The following is a 24251-nucleotide window of genomic DNA, read 5'->3' as shown; positions in this document are numbered from 1 at the left end:
GGCGCAGACCCCGTGGCCAACCCGCAGAGCAGCGACACCACCGTCGACTTCGGAGCCAACGAGTGGCTCGTGGAGGACATGCGGGAGCAGTTCGACGATGATCCCGGCTCGGTCGACCCCGCCTGGAGACGCTACTTCGAGAACGGCTCCTCCGGCAGCAACGGGTCGGGGGTCGGCGCCGGGTCGAAGGACTCGTCGTCGTCGTCGGCGCAGCCGAGCCGCCGGTCCGCCGACAGCAACGGCGGGGCCTCGACCCGCACCGCGCCCGCCAGCGGACCCAAGGTCGCGCCGGCACCGCCGCGGGAGAAGGGGTCGTCCACCTCCAGCGGCAGGTCCACGAAGTCCGGCAAGGATGAGGACAGCAGCAAGGGCAAGGGCAGCACCGACGGCGAGGCCAGCTCCCAGGACATGAGCAAGCCCACGCCCAAGGACGACGACAAGGCGAGCACCCCGGACACCAAGACCGACGGGGGGAAGAGCGGCGGCAGCAGCAGCGGCAAGGACAAGAGCGGCGGCGGCGGCAAGGACGAGGACAAGGGCGCTAAGGCACCGATGGCCCGCGAGGCCCCGGCCCCGAAGAAGAGCGGCCCGCAGGAGGACGTCACGCTCGTCCCGCTGCGTGGGGCGGCCGCGCGGGTGGTGTCCAACATGGACAGCTCGCTGGAGGTGCCGACCGCCACGAGCGCGCGCAACCTGCCCGCCAAGCTGCTCATCGACAATCGCACCGTCATCAACAACCACCTCGCGCGCAGCCGTGGTGGCAAGGTCAGCTTCACCCACCTCATCGGCTACGCCATGGTGCGCGCGCTGAAGTCGATGCCGGCGATGAACAACGGCTTCTCCGTGGAGAACGGCAAGCCGACCCTCGTCGAGCCCGCGCACGTCAACCTCGGCCTGGCCATCGACGTGCCCAAGTCCGACGGCACCCGCCAGCTCCTCGTACCGAGCATCAAGAGCGCGGAGGCGATGAGCTTCTACGACTTCTGGAGCGCCTACGAGAACGTCGTGCGCAAGGCGCGCGACGGCAAGCTCACCATCGAGGACTTCCAGGGCACGACGATCAGCCTCACCAACCCCGGCGGCATCGGCACGCTGCACTCCGTGCCCCGGCTCATGAAGGGGCAGGGCGCCATCATCGGCGTCGGGTCGCTGGACTACCCCGCGGAGTGGCAGGGTGCGGCGAGCGAGCGGATCGTCGCCAACGCCGTGAGCAAGATCCTCACCCTCACCTCGACCTACGACCACCGCATCATCCAGGGTGCGCAGTCCGGTGAGTTCCTCAAGATCATGCACCAGCTCCTGCTGGGGCAGGACGGCTTCTACGACGACATCTTCACCTCGTTGCGGATCCCCTACGAGCCGATCCGCTGGAACCTCGACATCGCGGCCACGCACGACGACGACATCTCCAAGCCGAGCCGCATCCAGGAGCTCATCCACGCCTACCGGGTCCGCGGCCACCTCATGGCCGACACCGACCCGCTGGAGTACCGCCAGCGCCGTCACCCGGACCTGGCCATCGAGAACCACGGGCTCACGCTCTGGGACCTGGACCGCGAGGTGCCGACCGGCGGCTTCGGCGGCAAGCCGCGGCTCAGCCTGCGGCGCATCCTGGGTATCCTGCGCGACACCTACTGCCGCACCGTCGGCGTGGAGTACATGCACATCCAGGACCCCGAGCGGCGCCGGTGGTTCCAGAAGAAGCTCGAGGTCCCGTTCGAGAAGCCGGCTCCGGCCGAGCAGCTGCGGATCCTGCGCCGACTCAACGCGGCGGAGGCCTTCGAGACCTTCCTGCAGACCAAGTTCGTCGGCCAGAAGCGGTTCAGCCTCGAGGGTGGCGAGTCGGTGATCGCGCTGCTCGACAAGGTGCTCAACCGCGCCGCGGACGACGGGCTGACCGAGGTGACGATCGGTATGCCCCACCGCGGCCGCCTCAATGTGCTCGCCAACCTCGCCGGCAAGTCCTACGGCCAGATCTTCCGCGAGTTCGAGGGCAAGCAGTCCCCCGGCTCGGTGCATGGATCCGGTGACGTGAAGTACCACCTCGGCACCGAGGGTGAGTTCACCACCGAGGACGGCAAGACCACCCGGGTCTACCTCGCGGCCAACCCCTCCCACCTGGAGGCGGTCAACCCCGTCCTGGAGGGCATCACCCGGGCCAAGCAGGACCGCCTCAGCCGGGAGACCGGCGCGGACCCCAGCACGGTGATGCCGGTGCTCATGCACGGGGACGCCGCCTTCGCCGGCCAGGGCGTGGTGCTCGAGACGATGCAGATGTCCCAGCTCCCGGCATACCGGACCGGCGGGACCCTGCACGTGGTCATCAACAACCAGGTCGGGTTCACCACGGCACCGCAGCACTCCCGCTCCTCGGTCTACTGCACCGACCTCGCGCGGACCGTGCAGGCCCCGATCTTCCACGTCAACGGGGACGACCCCGAGGCCGTCGTGCGGGTCGCGGAGCTGGCCTACGAGTTCCGCCAGGAGTTCGGCACCGACGTCGTTATCGACCTCGTCTGCTACCGCCGCCGGGGCCACAACGAGGGCGACGACCCCTCGATGACCCAGCCGTTGATGTACGACCTCATCGAGGCCAAGCGCTCGGTCCGCAAGCTCTACACCGAGTCGCTCATCGGTCGCGGCGACATCACGGTCGACGAGGCCGAGGCGGCGCTGCGCGACTACCAGAAGCAGCTCGAGAACGTCTTCACCGAGACCAAGAAAGCGCTCAAGGAGGACGAGGGCGGCGGGGGCCTGGAGCGCCCGCACGCGCAGGACGAGGGCGACCAGGCGGCACCGCAGCGCCCGACCGCGATCGAGAAGAGCACGGTCGAGGCCATCGGCGACGCCTTCGGCAGCCCACCGGAGGGCTTCACGGTCCACCCCAAGCTGGCCAAGCTGCTGACCTCGCGCCAGGAGATGACCCGCGAGGGTGGGATCGACTGGGGCATGGCCGAGCTGCTGGCCTTCGGCTCCCTGGTCCAGGACGGGACGCCGGTCCGGCTCGCCGGGCAGGACAGCCGCCGCGGCACCTTCGTGCAGCGGCACGCCGTCCTCACCGACAACGACACCGCCTCGACCTGGACACCGCTGCACTCCCTCGCGAAGGACCAGGCCACCTTCGAGGTCTACGACTCGCTGCTCTCGGAGTTCGCGGCCATGGGCTTCGAGTACGGCTACTCGGTGGAGAAGACCGACGCGCTGGTGCTGTGGGAGGCGCAGTTCGGCGACTTCGTCAACGGCGCCCAGGTCGTCGTCGACGAGTTCATCAGCGCCTCGGAGCAGAAGTGGGACCAGCGCAGCTCGGTGGTCCTGCTGCTGCCGCACGGCTACGAGGGTCAGGGGCCGGACCACTCCTCGGCCCGGATCGAGCGCTTCCTGCAGCAGTGCGCCGAGGACAACATGAAGGTGGCCTACCCCTCCACCCCGGCGTCCTACTTCCACCTGCTGCGCGCCCACTCGATGGCACGGCCGCGGCGCCCGCTCATCGTCTTCACCCCGAAGGCGATGCTGCGGCTCAAGGCCGCCGCCAGCTCGGTGCAGGACTTCACCGAGGGCACCTTCGAGCCGGTGCTGCCCGACCGCGTGGAGCTGGACAAGAGCAAGGTCGAGCGAGTGCTGCTCGCCTCGAGCAAGCTCGTCTACGACCTCGAGGACGAGCGCACCAAGCGCGAGGACGAGCGGACCGCGATCCTGCGGGTGGAGCAGCTCTACCCGGTGCCCGGCAAGCAGCTCGCCGATCTCACCTCGCAGTACCCCGAGGCAGAGCTGGTGTGGGTGCAGAACGAGCCGAAGAACCAGGGCGCCTGGCCGTTCATGGCGCTCAACCTGACCGAGGCGCTGCAGCAGCACGGCGAGGACCGCCCGCTGCGCGTCGTCAGCCGCCCGGCCTCGGCCTCCCCGGCCACCGGGTCGGCCAAGGTGCACGCCGTCGAGCAGGCAGCCCTGCACGACGAGGCCTTCTCCGGTCGCGCATGAGCGGGACCGCCACCGGCCCCGTCGCTCTCCCGGACGGCCTGACGGCGTCGACCCCGGGCGAGGAGGATCTCGACGACCTGGTGCGGCTGCTCCGGCGGCACGAGCGCGAGGCCCGCGGCTGGCCGGGCGCGCAGAGCGACACCGTCCGGGCCGAGGTCAGCGGACGCGGGGCGAGCACGCACCGGCACGAGATGGTCCGGGACGCCCACGGAGATGCCCGCGCGTGGCTGAGCCTGCACGACCGCGCCGCCGGTCGTGTGCTCGTCGGGGTCACCCTCGACCCTGACCTGCCGGACGAGGAGGCCGACCCGCTCGCCGAGTGGGCCTTCGCCCGGGTCGAGGAGCTCGGCCGGGAGCTGCTCGCGGAGCGCGCCATGGACCGCACCCAGCTGGACTCCGGGGCCTTCGCGGACGACGAGCGACAGCAGCGCTGGCTGCGTGCGGCGGGCTACGACCACGTCCGGGACTGGTGGCAGATGACCCGCCCCGTGGACCCGGACGAGGACGCCGGGTCACCGGAGCTGCGCGAGGGGGTCCGGATCCATCGCGTGCGCCAGGACGACGGGGTGGGTATGCCGGACGAGGAGGATCTGCGCGCGGTGCACCTCGTCCTGGAGCAGTCCTTCGCCGACCATTTCAACTCCTACCGCGAGACCTTCGAGGAATTCGTCGCCCGGCTCCGCGAGGACCCCGGTCACCGGTGGGACCACTGGTGGCTGGCCACGGTGGACGGCGAGCCGGCCGGGGCCGTGGTGGCCTCGATCAGCCGCGGCGGCGTCGGCGAGGACGGCACGGCGAGCCCGGACAGCTCCTACATCGACTACATCGGCGTCCACCGTCGCGCGCGAGGCCGTGGTGTGGCCAAGGGGCTGCTGCGCACGGTGATCGCCGACGCGGCCGCGCGCGGTCGTGCCTCGGTCGGCCTGGAGGTCGACGCCGACTCCCCCACGGGTGCGGACGGGCTCTACCGCTCACTGGGCTGGGAGACCAAGTACGTCACCCAGTCGTGGCACCGTGCCCTGACCCACGACGAGGAAGGTGAGCAGTGAGCAGCGCTGAGCGCGAGGGGCGGGTGGAGCTGGAATACACCCCCAGCGCCGACTTCCAGGTCGCGGACGGCCCGCGGGACGTCGGTCTGTGCTTCGTCGGCGACGGTTTCGTGGCCGGCTACGGCGACCCGCGCGCGCTCGGCTGGGTCAACCGTGTCGTGGGCCGCACCGACCTCAGCGGCACCGCGGAGGGGGGGTCGCTCACCAGCTACAACCTCGGGGTGCGCGGGTCGAGCTCGGCGGACGTCATGAACCGCTGGCGCGCGGAGTGCCCGCCCCGCTGGGCCGGACGCTCCGAGCGTCGCCTCGTCATCGGGGTCGGGGCCGAGGACGTCACCCAGGGGGTGACGACGGCTCGCTCCCGCCTCAACCTGGCGAACGTGCTGGACGAGGCCAGCTCGACGGGCATCGCCACCTTCGTCGTCGGCCCGACGCCCACGCTGGACGCCGAGGTCAACGCGAAGCTGCAGGTGCTCGCGGACGCGCTCGCCGACGTCTGCGCCCGCCGCGGCGTACCCTACGTCGACTGCTTCACCCCCCTGCTCAGCCACGACCAGTGGCAGTCCGACCTCGCCGCCGGCGACACCGTGCACCCCGGCCAGGCGGGCTACGGCCTCATGGCCTGGCTCGTCCTCAACGGCGGCTGGACCCGCTGGCTCCAGTTGGACCGCTGAGCGGCGCCGGACCGGGTCACAGGCTCTCGAGCCACTCCCGCGCCTCGCGGTACGCCTGCTCGTCCGCGTGCAAGGGCACCGCGGGCAGCCGGCCGTCTGCGCGGGGGTAGGAGCCGAGGAAGCGCACGTCCCGGCACGTGCGCCGCAGCCCCAGCAGCGCCTCGCTCATCCGTGCCTCGGACAGGTGCGCGTCGGCGTCGATCCAGAAGCAGTACTCCCCCAGGCCCTCACCGGTCGGGCGGGACTCCAGCCGGGTCAGGTCGATCCCCCGGACGGCGAACTGCTCCAGCAGCTCGAGGAGCGCGCCCGGCCGGTTCTGCCAGATGAGGGCGACGAGGGTGGTGCGGTCCGCCCCGGTCGGCGGGGGCACCGGTGCGTCACGGCGCAGCAGGACGAACCGGGTCAGGGCGCCGTCCCGGTCGGCGATCCGCCGGGCGAGGGGGGTGAGCCCGTAGGCCGCCCCTGCCTCGGGCGAGGCGATCGCGGCGTCGTAGCGCCCCTCGGCCACCGCCTGCGCGGCGCGCGCGGTCGAGGACTCCTGGACGAGCTCGGCCCGCGGCAGGTGCTGCGCCAACCAGTCCCTGGTCTGGGCCGCCGCGTGCGGGTGCGTGGCCACGACGTCGACCTGGCCGAGGGTGGTGCTGCCGCGGGCCAGGAGGTCGAACTGCACCTCGACGAGGATCTCCTGGCAGATCCGCACCCGGGCGTCCTCGAGGAGGGCCTGGAGGGTGGCGGGCACGGACCCCTCCACCGAGTTCTCGAAGGGGACCACCGCCGCCTCGGCGTCGCCCTCGCGCAGCTCGGCGATCGCGGCCGGAACGGTGGGCGCCGGCCACGCCTCGTGAGCTTGACCGACGTCCCACTGGCGCACGGCCTGCTCGGTGAAGGTGCCGGCCGGGCCGAGATAGGCGACGCGGGATCTCACCCAGGCACCCTAGCCGAGGCGGGCTCGCTCAGTAGGCGCCGCTCTCGGAGCCGAGCACGACCCGCGCGGTGCGCCACATGATCATGCCGTCGAGAAGAGGGCTCCAGTTCTCCACGTAATAGAGGTCGAGGCGCACCGCCTCCTCCCAGGAGAGGTCGCTGCGGCCGCTGATCTGCCACAGGCCGGTCATGCCGGGCCGCACCAGCAGACGGCGGTGCGTGTCACGGGCATACTCGGCGACCTCGCGCGGCAGCGGCGGACGGGGTCCGACCAGGCTCATCTCGCCGCGCAGCACGTTGAGCAGCTGGGGCAGCTCGTCCAGGGAGTAGCGCCGGATGAAGGCGCCCACGCGGGTGACCCGCGGGTCGCGCTGCATCTTGAACATCGGGCCGGCGCCCTCGTTGGAGTCTCTCAGCTCGGCGAGCCGGGCCTCGGCGTCCATGACCATGCTGCGGAACTTGAACATCGAGAAGCTGCGACCGTCCTGGCCGATGCGCTCCTGACGGAAGAGCACCGGGCCGCGGTCCTCGAGCTTGACCGCCAGCGCCACGGCGAGCATGACCGGCAGCAGGACCAGCGTGACCGCCAGGGCCATGAGCCGGTCCATGACGTTCTTGAGCACCCGCTCGGGACCGACGAAGCGCGGGGCCTCGACGTGGATGAGCGGCAGGCCCTGCACCGGGCGGGTGAGCACGCGGGGACCGGCGACGTCCATGATGCCGGGGGCGACGACGAGGTCGATGTCGGTGGACTCCAGCGCCCACCCGAGCTGGCGCAGCCCGGTGGTCCCGAGGCCGGCCGAGGAGGAGACCGCCACGACGTCGACGTGGTGGTCCAGGGCCTGGAGCAGCACGTCCGACTCCGGGCCGAGCACCGGCACGCCCTGCACCGTGCCCTCGGCGTCGTCGACACAGGCGCCCAGGACGTTGTAGCCGGCGTCCGGGCTGCGGCGCAGCGCGGTGACGAGCCCGGCGACGTGGTTCGCGTCACCGACGAGGATGACGCGGTCGGACAGCTGGCCGCTCTTGCGACGGGCCACCAGCCAGCGCCGGGCGCCCCAGCGGCCGGCGAGCAGCATCAACGTCCCCAGCGGGAAGGCCACGATCACGAAGCCACGGGCGATCTCGAGCCGGAAGGCGAAGCCGACGATGGCGACGGCGGCGAAGACCCAGGTGGAGGCGGCGAAGACCTGGCGGTACTCCTGCACCCCGTGGCCCACGGTGCGGCCGTCGTAGGCCCGCTGGACGTGGAGGGCGAGCACCCAGACGAGCACCAGGGTGAAGGCGATGTAGCCGTAGCCGATGCCGGAGACCCGCTGCATGGACTCGTCCAGCCCGAAGCGGGTCACGTAGGCGGCCAGGACCGCCACGGTGATGAGCACGAGGTCGAGCACCTTGAGGGTGCTGAGGTAGGGCGCGAGGTAGCGCCGGGCACGGTGCGGCGTCTTGCGACCGCCGCTCGGTCGGTCGACCATCCCCTGGAGCGAGTCCGGGATGACGAAGGGGTAGCTGGCGTCGACAGTTCTCATCGACGTCCCCGACGCCTCACGTGCTGCGGCGCCTGCGATCACGGTCACGGCAATTCCCATCCTGTCCCTGTGGTATGCGGCCGATCCCCTATCAGCCTGACCTTACTAAATCTTTACCTACCTCTCAGTAAAGCACCCACGCGCGACGGCGTCTACCCCCACACGCGGAAAATGTCCGCTTCTTGGACATCCCGTGCTCATCCCATCGTCGACCCGATGTCACCCCTGGGTCGCTCGCTACCCTATCGCGTGTGAGTGACACGTGGGGACACCCCGGCGCGGTGGGGGTGGCGCGCGTGACCGGATCCTCGATGCTGCCGATCCTGGCGCCCGGTGACCGGCTGCTGGTCCGCCACGGCGGCCGGCCGCGTCCTGGCTCCGTCGTCGTGGTCCGACTGCCGCCGGACCACGCCGGCAGTCCCCGGCCCCTGGCGGTCAAGCGGCTGGCGCGCATCCGTCACGACGGAGCGCTCTGGGTGCTCTCCGACGGGCACGGCACCGACTCCCGCGAGCTGGGACACCTCGAACCGCAGGCCCTCGTCGCCGTCGCGCTGCTCCGGCTGCCCCGCCGGCGCCCGCGCCGCTGGCCCCGGCTGCTGCGCCCGGACCCCTCCCGGCTCAGCGGGCGAGACCGCGGGCGAGGAGCGGCCTGAGCTCCACCACCTGGGCCCGGAGCCGGTCGTAGACCGCGTCCGGCTGCCGGTAGGGATCGACCAGACCTTCGCCGGCCGGGCGGGTCGCGGCGCCCCGGGCGGCCCGGGCCGCCGTGCACAGCTCGGCCAGAGCCGTGGCCGGCTCCTCCCACGTCGGGAGGTCCTCTTCCGGCACGGCCGCGACCAGCCCGGCGAACTCCTGCGCGGTGAAGGTCCGCCGCAGCGCACGGGGGTCCAGCTGGACGACCTGCGAGCGGTGCGTCGGCGTCGCGGCGAGGACGAGAGCGGCGTCGGACACCAGCTCGGCGGTGAGCCGCCGGGCCACGAACCCGGTCGGGTCGCCACCCAGCCCGACGAGGATCTCGGCCGACCGCTCGTCCATGGGCGCGCCGACGAGCGCCCCGGTCCCGGCGGAGCGGACGGCGACGCGTCCGGGTCCGTGCGCGCCGTCGACGTCGCGCTGGAGCATCCGCTCCAGCAGCGGGGAACGGCACACGTTGCCGGTGCATACCGTGAGGATCGTCGGTGCGCTCATCGCTCCTGCCCCACCTCGGCGAGTCCGTCGGCCCAGCGCTCCCCCACCCCGCGCAGCACCGCGACGCGCTCCTGCTCCTCCTCGTCCTCGCTCCCGGAGCGCTGCAGCAGCACCTCGAGCCGCTGCGCGGCCAGGCTCTCGGCCAGCCCCTCGCCCCACTCGACCACCGTCACCGACTTCTCCAGCGAGGCGTCCAGGTCGAGGTCGTCCAGCTCGGCGCCGCCGGAGAGCCGGTAGGCGTCGACGTGCACGAGGTCCGGCCCCCCGGTCACCGACGGGTGCACCCGGGCGATGACGAAGGTCGGCGAGGTGATCGGGCCCCGGACGCCCAGACCCTCGGCCAGCCCCTGGGTGAAGGTCGTCTTCCCCGCCCCGAGGTCACCGGTGAGCACCACCAGGTCGCCCTCGCGGAGCACCGCGCCCAGCTCGCGCCCGAGGTCCCGGGTGTCCTGCGCCGTCGGCAGCGTCCGCCGCCGTTCGTGCTCCGGGGTCATCTGGCGATCGCCCCGACGTGCTCGCGCGGCACCCTGGACCCCAGACGGCTGACGATCTCGTAGCTGATGGTCCCCGCGGCGTCGGCCCACTCCTGCGCGGTGGGCTCCCCGTCGTCCCCCGGACCGAAGAGCACCACCTCCTCGCCGTCGTCGACGTCCAGGTCGCCGACGTCCACGACGAACTGGTCCATGCACACGCGGCCGGAGACGGAGAACCGTTGCCCGCGCACCTGGACCGGACCGGCACCGGAGGCGTGACGGGGTATGCCGTCGGCATACCCGATCGGGACGTCGAGGACGGTGGTCTCGCGCGACGGGGCGTAGGCGTGCCCGTAGGAGATCCCCTGGCCGGCGGGCAGCCGCTTGGCGAGCACGGAGCGCGCGACGACCCGCATCGCCGGCCGGAGCCCGAAGTCCGGCGCCGAGCCCACCTCGGGCACCGGCGTCAGCCCGTAGACGGCGAGGCCGGGGCGCACCATGTCCCAGGCGGCCTCCGGGGTGGTCAGGGTCGCCGCGGAGTTGCTCAGGTGCCGGACCTCGAGGCGCAGCCCCGCCTCCTCCGCCACGGCGACGGCCCGGGCGAAGGTCTCCTGCTGCCCCCGGACCGTGGGGTGGGAGGGCGCGTCGGCGTGCGCGAAGTGGCTGAAGACACCGCGCACCCGCAGCACGCCCTCTGCCTGGAGCGCAGCGGCGTGCGCCACCAGGTCGGACCATTCCGTGTCCGGGCCCGACCGGAGCGGCAGGGCATAGGCGCCGTTGCGCCCCAGGCCGGTGTCGGCCTTGAGCTGGACGACGGCCACCCGGTCCTGCTCCCGGGCCGCCGCTGCCACGGCGTCCAGCGTCCAGCGGGCCGAGGCGGCGACCTCCACACCCTCACGGACCAGCGGGCCCAGATCGGTCCCAGGCGCGGTGAGCCAGCACAGCAGCGGGGCTCCCACTCCGGCGGCGCGCAGCGCGAGCGCCTCCGTGGGTTGCGCCACCCCGAGCGCCGCCGCGCCCCCGGCGAGCGCCGCCCGGGCGCTCGGGACCAGCCCGTGGCCGTAGGCGTCGGCCTTGACGACGGCCATGACCTCCGCCGAGCCCGCGCGCTCCCGCAGGACCCCCACGTTGTGCGCGATGGCGTCCAGGTCGACGACCGCCCGGGCGGGGTAGAGGTCGTTCACGCAGTCCTCACCCGGGCCAGCTGGCCCATGAGGCTGCCCGGGACCGGGCTCGTGCTCCCCTCGGCGACCGCTGCGGCGATCCGCGCACCGAGCTCTGCGGTGCTCGCGCCCATCGCCTCCCCGGCCAGCGCCGGCAGCTGCCCCAGCACGGCGGCGGTGGCGCCCTCCACCGTGGCGGCGGCCTCGCCCTCGCCGAGCTCGCCCAGCAGGAGCGCGAGCGAGAGGCAGGCGCCCGCCGGGTTGGCCCAGCCCCGACCGGCGATGTCCGGCGCCGACCCGTGGATGGGCTCGAACATGCTCGTGCCGGTCCCCTCCAGGTTGAGGTTGCCGCTGGCGGCGACCCCCAGGCCGCCCTGGACGACCGCACCCAGGTCGGTGACGATGTCGCCGAAGAGGTTGTCGGTGACGACGACGTCGAAGCGCTCCGGGCTCACCGGCAGGTGCATGCACATCGCGTCGACGTGGACGTAGTCGGTCTCCACGTCGGGGAAGCGCTGCCCGACCTCCTCCATGACGTCAAGCCACAGCGACCCGGCCTCGACCAGCACGTTGGTCTTGTGGCACAGCGTGAGCCGCCCGCGCCGCACCGAGGCCAGCCGGTAGGCGAACTCGACGGCGCGCTCGACGGCATACCAGGTGTTGACCGACTCCTGCACCGCGGTGCGGGCCGGGGTGCCGCGGTGCACGGTGCTGCCCTGCGCGACGTAGGCGCCCTCGGTGTTCTCCCGCACGATGACCAGGTCGCAGCGCTGCGGCTCCAGACCGGCGATCGGGGTCGGGACGCCGGGGTAGAGCCGGACCGGGCGCAGGTTGACCGCCTGCCGCATGGCTCCGCGCAGCGCGAGGATGATCCCCCGCTCAAGGATTCCCGGACGCACCTTCGGGCTGCCGATCGCGCCGAAGAGGATGGCGTCGTGCTCGCGCAGCTGCGCGACCGTGTCCTCGGTGAGCAGCTCGCCGGTCTCGAGGTAGTGCTCGGCGCCCAGGGGGACGACGGTGCGCTCGGTCGTGAAACCGAAACGCTGCTGCGCGGCGTCGAGGACCTCCAGCGCGGCGGCGGTCACCTCCGGGCCGACACCGTCTCCCGGCAGGACGGCGAGGGAATGGGAGCGGGTGGGCACAGACGACCTCCGTGACGTCACGTCAACGACTGGGCTTACAGTTGAGCGCATTGTCTCTCACCCGCCACCACGGCGACATGGAAGGGGTCGGACCGTGTCCGAACGAGCTGGACGGACCCTGGCCGAGAAGCTCTGGGAGCAGCACGTGGTGCGCTCCGTCGAGGGCGAGCCGGACCTGCTCTACATCGACCTGCACCTCGTGCACGAGGTGACGAGCCCGCAGGCCTTCGACGGGCTGCGCGAGAAGGGCCGCCCGGTCCGGCGCCCGGACCTCACGCTGGCGACCGAGGACCACAACGTCCCCACCACGCTCGGCCCGGTGACGGACCTGACCTCCCGCACGCAGCTCGACGCGCTCCGCACCAACTGCGAGGAGTTCGGCATCGTGCACCACGAGCGGGGCCGGCTGGGGCAGGGCATCGTGCACGTCATCGGCCCCGAGCTGGGGCTGACGCAACCCGGGATGACCATCGTGTGCGGGGACAGCCACACCTCGACGCACGGCGCCTTCGGGGCGCTCGCCTTCGGCATCGGGACCTCGGAGGTGGAGCACGTGCTGGCCACCCAGACGCTGCCGCTGCGGCCGTTCCGCACGATGGCGATCACGGTCGAGGGCTCGCTGCCCGACGGCGTGGGCGCCAAAGACATCATCCTCGCGGTCATCAACCGGATCGGCACCGGTGGCGGGCAGGGCTACGTGCTGGAGTACCGCGGACCGGCGATCGAGGCCTTGTCGATGGAGGGCCGGATGACCATCTGCAACATGTCGATCGAGGCGGGGGCCCGGGCCGGCATGATCGCCCCGGACCAGACGACCTTCGACTACGTGCAGGGTCGCCCGCACGCACCGACCGGGGCCGACTGGGACGCCGCGGTGGAGGCCTGGCGCGCGCTGCGCACCGACGACGACGCGGTCTTCGACGCCGAGGTCGTCATCGACGGCAGCAGCCTGAGCCCCTACGTCACCTGGGGCACCAACCCGGCGCAGTCGGTGCAGCTCGGTCAGGCGGTGCCGGACCCGGCCGACGCCGGTGACGAGGACGCCCAGGACACCGCGCGCCGGGCCCTGGCCTACATGGGGCTGGAGGCCGGGACACCCATGCGGGAGATCGCCGTGGACGCGGTCTTCCTCGGCTCGTGCACCAACGGGCGGATCGAGGACCTCCGGCTGGCCGCCGACGTCCTGCGGGGCCGCACCGTCGCTCCCGGGGTGCGGGTGCTCGTCGTGCCGGGGTCGCACGCGGTGCGGCAGCAGGCCGAGGCCGAGGGGCTGGACCAGGTCTTCGTCGACGCGGGGGCCGAGTGGCGGCTCGCCGGGTGCTCCATGTGCCTCGGCATGAACCCCGACCAGCTCTCCCCGGAGGAACGCTGCGCCTCGACCTCCAACCGCAACTTCGAGGGGCGTCAGGGAGCACGCGGGCGGACCCATCTCGTGTCGCCCGCGGTCGCGGCGGCCACCGCCGTCCGCGGCACGCTCTCCGGCCCGGCCGACCTGAGCCCCACCGGCACGACCCAGGGAGCACTGGTCTGATGGAGCCGTTCACCACGCATACCGGGATCGGCGTGCCGCTGCGGCGCTCCGACGTCGACACCGACCAGATCATCCCCGCGCACTGGCTCAAGCAGGTCTCGCGCACCGGCTTCGAGAAGGGCCTCTTCTCGCGCTGGCGCGAGGACCCCGACTTCGTCCTCAACCAGCCGGCCTACGGCGCGGGCAGCGTCCTGGTCGCCGGTCCCAACTTCGGCACCGGGTCCAGCCGCGAGCACGCCGTGTGGGCGCTGCAGCAGTACGGCTTCCGCGCGGTGCTCTCCAGCCGGTTCGCCGACATCTTCCGCGGCAACTCGGGCAAGCAGGGCCTGCTCACGGCGCAGCTGGACCAGGGCGACATCGAGCTCATCTGGAAGCAGCTCGAGGCCGAGCCCGGCACCGAGATCACCGTCGACCTGCCGGGCCGCGGCGTCGTCTGCGGCGACATCACCGCGCCCTTCCAGGTGGACGACTACGTCGCGTGGCGGCTGGAGAACGGCCTGGACGACATCTCCCTGACCCTGGGCCACGAGGACGACATCGCGGCGTTCGAGCGCGGCCGTCCCTCCTGGAAGCCGACGGTCACCTCGGCCGTGGACTGACCCCGAGCGGCGGGGGCACCTTCTCGGCAGGCGGCGCACGGCAGGGGCGCCGTCGCGGCGCGCGGCAGGGACAGGCGGCATACGGCAGACGAGGCGCCACGTTGACACCCGGCCCCGGCCGTTCCTATCGTTGGCCCTTCGAGGGGAGTATTTCCCGAACGTCGCGTCGGCCACTACGCGGGGCCCGAGCCCCGCTCGGCGCGCGCCTGGTGCCAGGGTGAAAGAGACCTCGATCCGCGCGTCGTGATCGAGAGGACCCTTCGTGACGTTCCTTCCCCTGGCCCCGGCCGAGACCACCTCCACCAGCAGCATCGCCGACCCGGTGCTGTGGGCCATCACCTTTGGCGGGGTGGTCCTGCTGCTGGCCTTCGACATGGTCCTGACCCGGCGGCCGCACGCGGTGTCGATGAAGGAGGCGCTGGCCTGGTCGGTCTTCTACCTCGCGCTGCCGCTGCTCTTCGGGCTCTGGATCTGGCAGCGTTTCGGCAGCCAGACCGGGCTGGAGTACTACACCGGCTACCTCGTCGAGAAGTCGCTGTCGGTCGACAACCTCTTCGTCTTCATCCTCATCCTGAGCGCCTTCGCCGTGCCCCGCGAGCTGCAGCAGCGGGTGCTGCTCATCGGCATCATCGGCGCGCTGGTCCTGCGCGGCATCTTCATCGCCCTGGGCGCAGCCCTCATCGCCAACTTCGCCGTCACCTTCCTCGTCTTCGGTCTCATCCTGCTGGCGACCGCCTGGAAGGTGCTCAAGGACGCCCGGACGGACAGCCACGTGGAGGTGGCCAAGCTGCCTGCCGTCCGCCTCACCCGTCGCTTCTTCGCCGTCACCGACGACTACCGGGGCACCCGCTTCACCGTGCGGGAGGGCGGCCGCCGGGCGCTCACCCCCTTCGCGCTGGTCGCCCTGGCGATCCTCGGCACCGACGTCGTCTTCGCCGTCGACTCCGTGCCCGCGGTCTACGGCATCACCGGTGACCCCTACCTGGTCTTCGCCACCAACGCCTTCGCCCTGCTCGGCCTGCGCGCCCTCTACTTCGTGCTCGAGGGGGCGCTGGGGCAGCTGCGCCACCTGGGCTACGGCCTGTCGCTCATCCTGGCCTTCATCGGCGTCAAGCTCGTGCTGCACTGGGCGCACGGCGTCTGGGAGGGCGTGCCGACCGTCCCCACCCTGGCCTCGCTGCTGGTCATCGTCGGCATCCTCGCGGTCACCGTCCTCACCAGCGTGGTCGCGGAGCGGCGCGACGCGCGGTCCCGGGTTGACGCGACGTCATCGTCATGAGCTAGAGTCGCAGGCGATGACTCACCTGCTCCTCCTCGGCTGCCGCAGCGAGACCTCCTAGGTCCGGCCCTCGCTGCGGAGTCGCTGCTGCCACGGACACCAGCCCACCAGCCCCCAGCGAGGAGATTCTCTCGTGAGCGTCATCACCACCGACACCTCTGCGGTGCATCACCCCAACCCCCAGCAGCCCAGCGGCATGCCGATCGACCGGTATGCCCCCTTCCCGGCGGTCGACCTGCCGGACCGCACCTGGCCGAGCCGCACCATCACCGAGGCACCACGGTGGTGCGCGGTCGACCTGCGTGACGGCAACCAGGCGCTCATCGACCCGATGACCCCGGACCGGAAGCGCCGCATGTTCGAGCTGCTCGTGCGCATGGGCTACAAGGAGATCGAGGTCGGTTTCCCGGCCGCCAGCCAGACCGACTTCGACTTCGTCCGCATGCTCATCGAGGAGGACCTGATCCCCGACGACGTGGTGATCCAGGTCCTGACCCAGGCCCGGGAGCACCTCATCGAGCGCACCTACGAGGCCATCGCCGGCGCCCGGCAGGCCATCGTCCACCTCTACAACTCGACGTCCACGCTGCAGCGGCGGGTCGTCTTCGGCGCGAGCGAGGACGAGATCGTCGACATCGCCGTGCGCGGTGCGCGCGCCTGCAAGAAGTACGAGGAGCAGCTGCCTCCGGGCACGGACGTCTTCTACGAGTACTCCCCCGAGTCCTACACCGGCACCGAGCTGGAGTTCGCCGCCCGCGTCTGCAACGCGGTGATGGAGGTCTTCGTCCCGACGGCGCAGACCCCGGTCATCATCAACCTGCCGGCGACGGTGGAGATGGCCACGCCCAACGTGTACGCCGACTCCATCGAGTGGATGAGCCGCCACCTGGACCACCGGGAGCACGTGATCCTGTCGCTGCACCCCCACAACGACCGTGGGACCGGCGTGGCCGCTGCCGAGCTGGGATACCTGGCGGGCGCCGACCGGATCGAGGGCTGCCTGTTCGGCAACGGTGAGCGCACCGGCAACGTCTGCCTGGTGACCCTGGGTATGAACCTGTTCAGCCAGGGCGTCGACCCGATGATCGACTTCTCCGACATCGACGAGATCCGGCGCACCGTGGAGCACTGCAACCAGCTGCCCGTGCCCGAGCGGCACCCCTACGGCGGCGACCTCGTCTTCACCGCCTTCTCCGGCAGCCACCAGGACGCGATCAAGAAGGGCCTGGAGGCAATGGAGCGGGACGCCTCCGCCGCTGGTGCCGAGGTCGACGCGTTCCGGTGGGAGGTGCCCTACCTGCCCGTCGACCCCAAGGACATCGGGCGCACCTACGAGGCCGTGATCCGGGTCAACAGCCAGTCCGGCAAGGGTGGCGTGGCCTACGTCATGAAGACCGAGCGCAAGCTCGACCTGCCCCGGCGCCTGCAGATCGAGTTCAGCCAGGCGGTCCAGCGGCACACCGACACCGAGGGCGGGGAGATGACCCCCACGCAGATCTGGGAGTCCTTCCAGCACGAATACCTCGAGCAGGACGGGCCGATCGTCCTGCACGACTTCACCAGCTCGCACGTGGAGGGTGACGCCGACGACGTCCGGCTCGAGGCGAGCGTCACGGTCGACGGCCAGGACCGGCAGATCTCCGGGCACGGCAACGGCCCCATCTCGGCCTTCGTGGACGGCATGAACGCCCTGGGCCACGACATCCGGGTGCTCGACTACGCCGAGCACGCCCTCTCCGCCGGGGAGGACGCGCTCGCCGCCGCCTACGTCGAGTGCGCTGTCGGCGGCGAGGTGAGGTGGGGCGTGGGCATCAACTCCTCCACCGTGCGCGCCTCGCTGCACGCGGTCTGCAGCGCCCTCAACCGCCCGCAGCCCTGACCCGCCCGAATTCGACCTCTGGTTCGTGCGCCATGGCGCATAAACCAGAGGTCGAATTCCGGTGGTGGCGTCGGATCGCCCCGGCGCGTCCGCCTGGCCGCGTCGGTCGGGCCGCGTCGGTCGAGCCGCGTCAGCCCCGGCCGTCGCCGAGGATGGTCCGGCCGTCCCCGGTGACGGTCCAGAAGGGGTTGTGGGCGATCTCCCAGACGTGACCGTCCGGGTCGGTGAAGACGCCCGAGTAGCCGCCCCAGAAGCGGGTGCTGGGCGCGCGCAGCACCTCGGCGCCCGCCGCCTCGGCGTCCTTCATCTGGTCGTCGCGTCCGCGGTCGTGGGCAGGTTGACCCCGAGGACCTTGCCGCCCCAGGCGTCGCCGCTGCCGGGGGTGTCGTCGGTGTCGGAGTCGATGTCGATCCCCGAGTCGACGGCGAGCGCGGCCCGCTCCCAGAGGGCGACGACCATGCCGCCGGCCTGGAAGAAGGCGATGTGCTCGGGCGAGGGCCCGGGCGTCCAGCCCAGGGCCTGGTAGAACGATCGGGCACGCTCGAGGTCGCTCACACCCAGGGTCACGAGGGACAGACGCTGATCCATACGGTCAACCTAGCAAGCAGGTCAGCCCGACCCTCCTCCGGCAACCGCGCTCTCCAGGTCCACCGTGAGGCGACGGACGCAATGCTGGTAGTCCTCCCCGGTCAGGTGGCTGAGCAGCCCGACGGCGACGTCGGCCAGCAGCATCGCGCCGCCGGCGAGGGCCTTCGCGTCGGTCTCCCGGAGCAGCAGGGCGAGGTCCTCCTCGGCCTCCTGCCCGCGGCGGCGTGCCGCCAGCAGTCCCGCCACCTGCTGCGCGTCGTGGACCAGGGGAAGGAGGTCGCGCTCGGTCATGGCGTGATGAGGCCCGCCGTGCTCGTGCGCGCCGCGTCGAACCTGCGCTGCACGTCGGCCCAGTCCACGACGTTCCACCAGGCCTTCACGTAGTCCGCCTTGACGTTGCGGTACTGCAGGTAGAAGGCGTGCTCCCACATGTCGAGCATGAGCAGCGGGACCATGCCCATCGCCAGGTTGCCCTGCTGGTCGTAGAGCTGGACCAGGACCAACCGCTGGCCGAGGCTGTCCCACGCCAGGATGGACCACCCCGAGCCCTGGATGGACGTCGCCGTCGCGGTGAACTGCCCGCGGAAGGCGTCGAAGGAGCCGAAGGCGTCGTCGATGGCGGCGGCGATGTCGCCCTCCGGCTTGTCACCGCCGTCCGGGGAGAGGTTCTGCCAGAAGACCGAGTGGTTGACGTGCCCGCCGAGGTTGAAGGCGAGGTTCTTGGCGAGCAGGCCGATCGTCGCGAAGTCGTCCTTCTCGCGGGCCTCGGCCATCTTCTCCAGGGCCGTGTTGGCCCCGTCGACGTAGGCTGGTGGTGCTTGGAGTGGTGCAGCTCCATGATCTCCCCGGCGATGTGCGGGTCGAGCGCGCCGTAGTCGTAGTCGAGGTCGGGGAGGGTGTAGTCGGCCATGCCTGCTCCTTGGTGTGGTGTGGTTCCTCGACCTTAATGCGAACGACTCGCATCTGGCGACCGGAGGCGTCGGGCACACTGGGGGTATGCGCGAGGAGGAGCTGGTGGACCGGGCCCGCACCATGGTGCGCGGCGGCGGCGGCCGCCTCACCCGACCGCGCGAGCACATCCTGCGGACCCTGGCCCGGCTCGGCGGTCACCCGACGGCCGGTCAGATCCACGCGGCCCTGGGCGAGGAGGACGCACCGCACCTCTCGACGACGTACCGGACCCTGGAGAGCCTGTGCGCGGCCGGGGTGCTGAGCCACGTCCACGTCGACCACGGCGAGCCCACCTTCCACTTCTCGGCCGCCGTGTCCGGCCGCCCGCACGTCCACGCGGCGTGCTCCGGATGCGGCAGCGTCGTCGACCTGCCGACCGAGGTCGTGGCGCCGGTCGCGGACTACCTGCGCGACAACGGTTACGAACCGCACCTCGGGCATACCGCGCTGTCGGTGACCTGCTCGGAGTGCGCGCGGGACTAGCCGGTCAGCAGCGCGGCGACGGCGGGCCCGACCGCACGGGCCACCGAGAGGGCGCGGACCGGGCCACCGGGGTTGGCCCGGTGCGCTGCGAACCCGTGGACGAGGGCGGCGAGCGCCCCGGCGTCCCGCGGCTCCACCCCGGCCGCCATGAGCGCTCCGCACAGCCCGGCGAGGACGTCGCCCGCGCCCGCGGTCGCCAGCCAGTGCGGCCCGTCCGCCTGGGTGCGCACCGGCACCCGGGGGTCGGGGTCGGCGATGACGGTCACGGCTCCCTTGAGCAGCACGACGGCACCGGTCGAGCGGGCGGCGCGCCGGGCGTGCCGGACCGGGTCGGCCTCGACGTCCTCGCGCGAGACCTCCTCCTCGCGCAGCTCGCTGAGCAGGCTCGCGAGCTCGCCGGCGTGCGGCGTCAGCAGCGTCGGCGCCTCGCAGCGCAGGTGCCCGGTGCGCTGCCAGTGGCCGAGCAGCTGCAGCGCGCCGGCGTCGACCACGAGCGGGACCTCGCTGGCCAGCGCCTGGCGGAACCACTGGATCTGGCGCCGGTCGGAGGTCTCCCCGTCGGTCACCGGCACGCCCGAGCCCATGACCATCGCCTGGATCCGGCCCCGGCCGGGGACCACCTCGGGGCAGGCGGCCAGGACGAGGCCCTCCGGACGCTCCGGCCCGAGGTAGCGCACCATGCCCACCCCGGCCTCCAGCGCCGAGGTCGTGCAGAGCACTGCGGCCCCGGGGAACTCCTCGCTGCCGGCGATGACGCCGAGCACCCCGCGCCGGTACTTGTCGTCGCCGGCCGCCGGGACCGGCCACAGGCCCGCGACGTCGGCGTGCTCCACCCGCTCGACCACCGGCGCGGCCCCCACCTCGAGCCCGATGTCGACCAGCGTCACCTCGCCGACCACCGGCGCGGTCGCCGGCAGCAGGTGGACCGGCTTGCGCACCCCGAAGGTCACCGTCTCGTCGGCGACCACGCAGTGCTCCGGGGCGGCGACACCGTCGGGGTCGGCGCCGCTGGGCAGGTCGACGGCGATGACGTATGCCGTCCTCGGCACCGCCTCGGCGGTGGCCCGCATCATGCCGCTCAGCCCCGGGCGTCCCCCGATGCCGAGCAGGCCGTCGACGACGACCTCCGCAGAGTCGATCAGCTCGCGCACCGCCGCCGGCAGCTCCTCGCCGTCGGGCTCCGTATCGTGGATGGTCACCCCGGCCGAGCGCACCGCCTCCTCGCCGCCGGCGTGCAGCTGCGGCGCGAGCGCCACGACCTCCACGTCGTGCTCGCCGGCGAGCATCGCGCCCGCGTGCAGGGCGTCGCCGCCGTTGCTGCCCGGCCCGGCCAGGACCACGACGCGACGGACCTGCCGCTGCCGGGCGCGCTCCGCCACCACGTCGGCGAGCCCCCGCGAGGCGCGGCGCATCAGCTCGCCGTCGGGCGTCTCCTCGAGCAGCCGGGCCTCGGCCTCCCGGACGTCGGACACGGCATACGCCTGGAGCATGTCAGCCTCCTGTGGGGGTGGGGCCGGGGTCGGCCTCGGCGATCACCACGGCGGAGGCGACTCCGGCGTCGTGCGAGAGCGAGACATGCAGGCGGGTGACGCCGAGCCGGTCCGCCCGGGCGCGGACCGTGCCCTCGGTGCGCAGGTGGGGGCGGCCGGCCTCGTCGCGCTCCACCCACGCGTCGGTCCAGCGCAGCCCCACCGGGGCACCCAGCGCCTTGGCCAGCGCCTCCTTGGCGGCGAAGCGGGCCGCCATCGACTCGGGGCGCAGGCCCAGCTCCTGGGCTGTGAAGAGCCGTTCACCGAGCCGGGCGTTGGCGTCCAGCCGCGCGGTGAAGCGCGCGATGTCGACGACGTCGATCCCGACGCCGACGATCACCGGGCACCACCGGTCCGCACGCCCACGACCCCGCCTACTCGACGGTGACCGACTTGGCCAGGTTGCGCGGCTGGTCGACGTCCAGGCCCTTGGCGGTCGACAGGTGCAGCGCGAAGACCTGCAGCGGGACGACGGTGAGCAGCGGCGCCAGCAGCGGCGAGGTCCGCGGCACCCGGATGACCTCGTCGGCGAAGGGCACGACGTCGTCGTCGCCCTCCTCGGCGATGACCAGGGTGCGCGCACCGCGGGCGCGGATCTCCTGGATGTTGGAGACGACCTTGCCGTGCAGCCCGTGCTCGCTGTCCGGGGAGGGCACGACCACGAAGACCGGCTGACCGGGCTCGATGAGGGCGATCGGCCCGTGCTTGAGCTCCCCGGCGGCGAAGCCCTCGGCGTGGATGTAGGCGAGCTCCTTGAGCTTGAGCGCCCCCTCCATCGCGATGGGGTAGCCGACGTGCCGGCCGAGGAAGAGCACCGACCGGGAGTCGGCCATGAAGTAGGCGATCTCCTCGACCCGGTCCATGGTGCCCAGCAGCTGCTCGATCTTGTCCGGGATGCCCTGCAGCTCGGCCATGATCTCCGCGGCGCTGCGGCCGTAGGACTCGCCGCGCAGCGAGGTGAGGAAGAGCCCGAGCACGTAGGAGGCGGTGATCTGGGCCAGGAAGGCCTTGGTCGAGGCGACCGCGATCTCCGGACCGGCGTGGGTGTAGAGGACGGCGTCGGACTCCCGCGGGATCGTCGAGCCGTGGGTGTTGCAGATCGAGACCGTCTTGGCGCCCAGCTCCTTGGCGTGCCGGACCGCCATGAGGGTGTCCATCGTCTCACCCGACTGGGAGATCGACACGACCAGCGTGCGCGCGTCGATGACCGGGTCGCGGTAGCGGAACTCGTGGGCGAGCTCGACCTCGACGGGGATGCGGGTCCACCGCTCGATGGCGTACTTCGCGACCATGCCGGCGTAGGACGCGGTGCCGCAGGCCACGATGACGATCTTGTCGACGGCGCGGAGCTCCTCCACCGGGATGTGCAGCTCGTCGAGCATGAGGTTGCCCTCGGCATCGGTGCGCCCGAGCAGGGTGTCACCCACCGCGTGCGGCTGCTCGTGGATCTCCTTCTCCATGAAGGTCTCGTAGCCGCCCTTCTCCGCGGCGGCGGCGTCCCAGGTGACCTCGTAGGCCTTGCCCTCGCTGGGCGAGCCGTCGAAGTTGACGACCGAGCAGGAGTCCGGGGTGATCGTGACGATCTGGTCCTGTCCCAGCTCCAGCGCCTGCCGGGTGTGCCCGATGAAGGCGGCCACGTCGGACCCCAGGTAGTTCTCGCCCTCCCCGAGCCCGACGACGAGCGGGCTGTTGCGGCGGGCCCCGACGACGACGTCCGGCTGGTCGGCATGGACCGCCAGCAGGGTGAAGGCGCCCTCGAGCGTGCCGACGACCTCGCGCATGGCCTCGGTGAGGTCGACGGACCCCGCGAAGGCGCGGTCGAGCAGGTGCGCGACGACCTCGGTGTCCGTCTCGGAGGAGAAGTCGACCCCGTCGGCGAGCAGCGACTGCTTCAGCGCGTGGAAGTTCTCGATGATCCCGTTGTGGACGAGCGCCAGCTTGCTGCCGGACCCCCCTCGGTGCGGGTGGGCGTTGGCGTCGGTCGGGCCCCCGTGGGTGGCCCACCGGGTATGCCCGATCGCGGTCGCGGTCTCCGGGAGCGGCGCCTCGACCAGGGCCTGGCTCAGGTTGGTCAGCTTGCCGGCCCGCTTGCGCGTGCCCACACCGCCCTGCTCGACCACGGCGACACCGGCCGAGTCGTAGCCGCGGTACTCCAGCCGCCCGAGTCCCTCCATGACGACGTCGAGGGCCTTCTCGCTGGTCCGAGGACCCACATATCCGACGATTCCGCACATGGGGGCAAGCCTACGTGTCCGCCCCCGCCCGCACGGCATCTGCCGCGGCACGGCACGCCCGTCCGCCTCGCGCCGCCGCGCTTGGCACAATGCCCGTCATGGGTGCGCAGGGAAGCTCGGGCATACCGTCCCCGTATGTCGAGCTGGACCGGGGTGACTGGGCCCGGCTGCGCGAGGAGCACCCGATGCGGCTGGACGCCGCCGACGTCGAGCGCTTGCGGGGTCTCGGGGAGCGCCTCGACCTCGCCGAGGTGGAGCAGGTCTACCTGCCCATCAGCCGGCTGCTGTCATTCTACGAACGGGCGACCGGGCGGCTGCACCAGGTCACGAGCGACTTCCTCGACGAGGGGCACGAGCGGACGCCCTTCGTCATCGGCGTCGCCGGCTCGGTGGCGGTGGGCAAGTCGACGACCGCCCGTATCCTCAAGGAGCTCATCTCGCGCTGGGAGTCCGCGCCGCAGGTGGACCTGGTCACCACCGACGGTTTCCTCTTCCCCAACGAGGTGCTGGCCCGCCGCAACCTCATGCCGCGCAAGGGCTTCCCCGAGTCCTACGACCGGCGGGCGCTGCTGCGCTTCGTGAGCGAGGTCAAGGCAGGCAGGGCCGAGGTGCGGGCCCCGGTCTACAGCCACCTCGTCTACGACATCGTGCCCGACGAGCAGATCGTGGTGCGCCGGCCGGACGTCCTCATCGTCGAAGGACTGAACGTCCTGCAGCCGCCGCGCCCGCACGACGACGGCCGCCCCGGTCTGGCGGTGAGCGACTTCTTCGACTTCTCCGTCTACGTCGACGCCCACGTCGGGGACATCAAGCGGTGGTACGTCGACCGCTTCCTCGAGCTGCGGCGTACCGCCTTCGCCGACCCGGACTCGCACTTCCACCGGTATGCCTCGCTCACCGACGACGCCGCCGTGGACATCGCGGAGAACATCTGGGACACGATCAACGCCCCCAACCTCGTCGACAACATCCTCCCCACCCGCAGCCGCGCCACCCTCGTGCTGCTCAAGGGCGCCGACCACAGCGTCGACCGCGTCCGGCTCCGTCGCCTCTGAGCG

The 24251-nt window shown here is 72.0% G+C and carries 22 protein-coding genes and 1 pseudogene; 10 read left to right on the top strand and 13 right to left on the bottom strand.

Annotated features, from left to right (window positions below; genetic code table 11):
* Window positions 1-12: 12 nt before the first annotated feature.
* The 3 genes from BJF86_RS05180 to BJF86_RS05170 are packed head-to-tail and all read left to right on the top strand — an operon-like array spanning window position 13 to window position 5701.
* Window positions 13-3978: a multifunctional oxoglutarate decarboxylase/oxoglutarate dehydrogenase thiamine pyrophosphate-binding subunit/dihydrolipoyllysine-residue succinyltransferase subunit gene (locus BJF86_RS05180; protein ID WP_075817216.1), complete on the top strand. Its 3966-nt coding sequence runs from the start codon at window positions 13-15 to the stop codon at window positions 3976-3978.
* Entirely contained in the window at window positions 3975-5027 is a 1053-nt protein-coding gene (locus BJF86_RS05175) for a GNAT family N-acetyltransferase (RefSeq protein WP_075817215.1), read from the top strand. Before BJF86_RS05180 ends, BJF86_RS05175 begins: the two co-directional genes overlap by 4 nt.
* A complete protein-coding gene (locus BJF86_RS05170; protein WP_075817214.1) occupies window positions 5024-5701 on the top strand; it encodes a GDSL-type esterase/lipase family protein in 678 nt (225 codons plus the stop codon). Before BJF86_RS05175 ends, BJF86_RS05170 begins: the two co-directional genes overlap by 4 nt.
* 16 nt (window positions 5702-5717) lie before the next feature.
* On the opposite strand, the gene pheA is transcribed toward BJF86_RS05170, so the two are convergent.
* Both pheA and BJF86_RS05160 read right to left on the bottom strand, forming a co-directional pair.
* On the bottom strand, window positions 5718-6626 hold the full coding sequence (gene pheA, locus BJF86_RS05165; RefSeq protein ID WP_075817213.1) for a prephenate dehydratase: 909 nt from the start codon (window positions 6624-6626) through the stop codon (window positions 5718-5720).
* Window positions 6627-6654: 28 nt separating this feature from the next.
* Entirely contained in the window at window positions 6655-8202 is a 1548-nt protein-coding gene (locus tag BJF86_RS05160; RefSeq protein ID WP_202817317.1) for a sugar transferase, read from the bottom strand.
* Between the two features lie 203 nt (window positions 8203-8405).
* On the opposite strand from BJF86_RS05160, the gene BJF86_RS05155 reads away from it, so the two are divergent.
* The gene (locus tag BJF86_RS05155; protein WP_075817212.1) at window positions 8406-8807 is read left to right on the top strand and encodes a S24 family peptidase; all 402 of its coding nucleotides are present in this window, start codon (window positions 8406-8408) and stop codon (window positions 8805-8807) included.
* Here the strand turns inward: BJF86_RS05155 and BJF86_RS05150 are convergent.
* The 4 genes from BJF86_RS05150 to BJF86_RS05135 are packed head-to-tail and all read right to left on the bottom strand — an operon-like array spanning window position 8773 to window position 12171.
* Window positions 8773-9342 (bottom strand): hypothetical protein, encoded by a 570-nt coding sequence (locus tag BJF86_RS05150; RefSeq protein WP_075817211.1) that lies wholly within the window; start codon window positions 9340-9342, stop codon window positions 8773-8775. The two genes, BJF86_RS05155 and BJF86_RS05150, sit on opposite strands and share 35 nt — an antisense overlap.
* On the bottom strand, window positions 9339-9836 hold the full coding sequence (gene tsaE, locus BJF86_RS05145; RefSeq protein ID WP_075817210.1) for a tRNA (adenosine(37)-N6)-threonylcarbamoyltransferase complex ATPase subunit type 1 TsaE: 498 nt from the start codon (window positions 9834-9836) through the stop codon (window positions 9339-9341). The genes BJF86_RS05150 and tsaE overlap by 4 nt, the downstream gene beginning before the upstream one ends.
* Complete coding sequence (alr, locus tag BJF86_RS05140; RefSeq protein ID WP_075817209.1) at window positions 9833-10999, bottom strand: alanine racemase; 1167 nt, start codon at window positions 10997-10999, stop codon at window positions 9833-9835. The genes tsaE and alr overlap by 4 nt, the downstream gene beginning before the upstream one ends.
* Complete coding sequence (locus tag BJF86_RS05135) at window positions 10996-12171, bottom strand: 3-isopropylmalate dehydrogenase (RefSeq protein WP_083652750.1); 1176 nt, start codon at window positions 12169-12171, stop codon at window positions 10996-10998. Before BJF86_RS05135 ends, alr begins: the two co-directional genes overlap by 4 nt.
* A 43-nt stretch (window positions 12172-12214) precedes the next feature.
* On the opposite strand from BJF86_RS05135, the gene leuC reads away from it, so the two are divergent.
* The 4 genes from leuC (at window position 12215) to leuA (ending at window position 17408) form a co-directional block, all read left to right on the top strand.
* On the top strand, window positions 12215-13651 hold the full coding sequence (leuC, locus tag BJF86_RS05130) for a 3-isopropylmalate dehydratase large subunit (RefSeq protein WP_075817207.1): 1437 nt from the start codon (window positions 12215-12217) through the stop codon (window positions 13649-13651).
* Window positions 13651-14250 carry a 3-isopropylmalate dehydratase small subunit gene (gene leuD, locus BJF86_RS05125; RefSeq protein WP_075817206.1) on the top strand — a complete coding sequence of 200 codons (600 nt, stop codon included), beginning with the start codon at window positions 13651-13653 and terminating at the stop codon, window positions 14248-14250. The genes leuC and leuD overlap by 1 nt, the downstream gene beginning before the upstream one ends.
* A 262-nt stretch (window positions 14251-14512) precedes the next feature.
* Window positions 14513-15529, top strand: coding sequence for a TerC family protein (locus tag BJF86_RS05120; RefSeq protein ID WP_022924427.1), 1017 nt, complete (start codon window positions 14513-14515; stop codon window positions 15527-15529).
* A gap of 196 nt (window positions 15530-15725) precedes the next feature.
* Window positions 15726-17408, top strand: a complete 1683-nt coding sequence (gene leuA, locus BJF86_RS05115; RefSeq protein WP_075810810.1) for a 2-isopropylmalate synthase — start codon at window positions 15726-15728, stop codon at window positions 17406-17408.
* 130 nt (window positions 17409-17538) lie between these two features.
* On the opposite strand, the gene BJF86_RS18720 is transcribed toward leuA, so the two are convergent.
* From BJF86_RS18720 to BJF86_RS05100, 4 genes and pseudogenes are all read right to left on the bottom strand, one after another.
* A complete protein-coding gene (locus BJF86_RS18720) occupies window positions 17539-17715 on the bottom strand; it encodes a VOC family protein (RefSeq protein WP_237768087.1) in 177 nt (58 codons plus the stop codon).
* Window positions 17712-17996 (bottom strand): VOC family protein, encoded by a 285-nt coding sequence (locus BJF86_RS18715; RefSeq protein ID WP_237768086.1) that lies wholly within the window; start codon window positions 17994-17996, stop codon window positions 17712-17714. Before BJF86_RS18715 ends, BJF86_RS18720 begins: the two co-directional genes overlap by 4 nt.
* A 21-nt stretch (window positions 17997-18017) precedes the next feature.
* Window positions 18018-18287: a hypothetical protein gene (locus BJF86_RS05105; RefSeq protein WP_075817205.1), complete on the bottom strand. Its 270-nt coding sequence runs from the start codon at window positions 18285-18287 to the stop codon at window positions 18018-18020.
* Window positions 18284-18906, bottom strand: a pseudogene (locus tag BJF86_RS05100) (superoxide dismutase). Before BJF86_RS05100 ends, BJF86_RS05105 begins: the two are co-directional and overlap by 4 nt.
* A gap of 86 nt (window positions 18907-18992) precedes the next feature.
* On the opposite strand from BJF86_RS05100, the gene BJF86_RS05095 reads away from it, so the two are divergent.
* Window positions 18993-19430: a Fur family transcriptional regulator gene (locus BJF86_RS05095; RefSeq protein ID WP_075817204.1), complete on the top strand. Its 438-nt coding sequence runs from the start codon at window positions 18993-18995 to the stop codon at window positions 19428-19430.
* Here the strand turns inward: BJF86_RS05095 and BJF86_RS05090 are convergent.
* The 3 genes from BJF86_RS05090 to glmS are packed head-to-tail and all read right to left on the bottom strand — an operon-like array spanning window position 19427 to window position 23193.
* Window positions 19427-20920, bottom strand: coding sequence for a bifunctional ADP-dependent NAD(P)H-hydrate dehydratase/NAD(P)H-hydrate epimerase (locus tag BJF86_RS05090; RefSeq protein ID WP_075817203.1), 1494 nt, complete (start codon window positions 20918-20920; stop codon window positions 19427-19429). The genes BJF86_RS05095 and BJF86_RS05090 overlap by 4 nt on opposite strands.
* Before the next feature lies 1 nt (window position 20921).
* Window positions 20922-21299 carry a holo-ACP synthase gene (locus BJF86_RS05085; protein WP_075817202.1) on the bottom strand — a complete coding sequence of 126 codons (378 nt, stop codon included), beginning with the start codon at window positions 21297-21299 and terminating at the stop codon, window positions 20922-20924.
* A gap of 34 nt (window positions 21300-21333) precedes the next feature.
* A complete protein-coding gene (glmS, locus tag BJF86_RS05080) occupies window positions 21334-23193 on the bottom strand; it encodes a glutamine--fructose-6-phosphate transaminase (isomerizing) (RefSeq protein WP_075810770.1) in 1860 nt (619 codons plus the stop codon).
* A gap of 98 nt (window positions 23194-23291) precedes the next feature.
* Between glmS and coaA the strand changes: the two genes are divergently transcribed.
* Window positions 23292-24248, top strand: a complete 957-nt coding sequence (gene coaA, locus BJF86_RS05075; RefSeq protein WP_028130914.1) for a type I pantothenate kinase — start codon at window positions 23292-23294, stop codon at window positions 24246-24248.
* The last annotated feature ends 3 nt before the right edge of the window (window positions 24249-24251 follow it).

It is taken from the genome of Serinicoccus sp. CNJ-927, assembly GCF_001942435.1.
Taxonomy (GTDB): domain Bacteria; phylum Actinomycetota; class Actinomycetes; order Actinomycetales; family Dermatophilaceae; genus Ornithinicoccus; species Ornithinicoccus marinus.
This window is presented reverse-complemented; position numbering and strand designations above follow the sequence as displayed.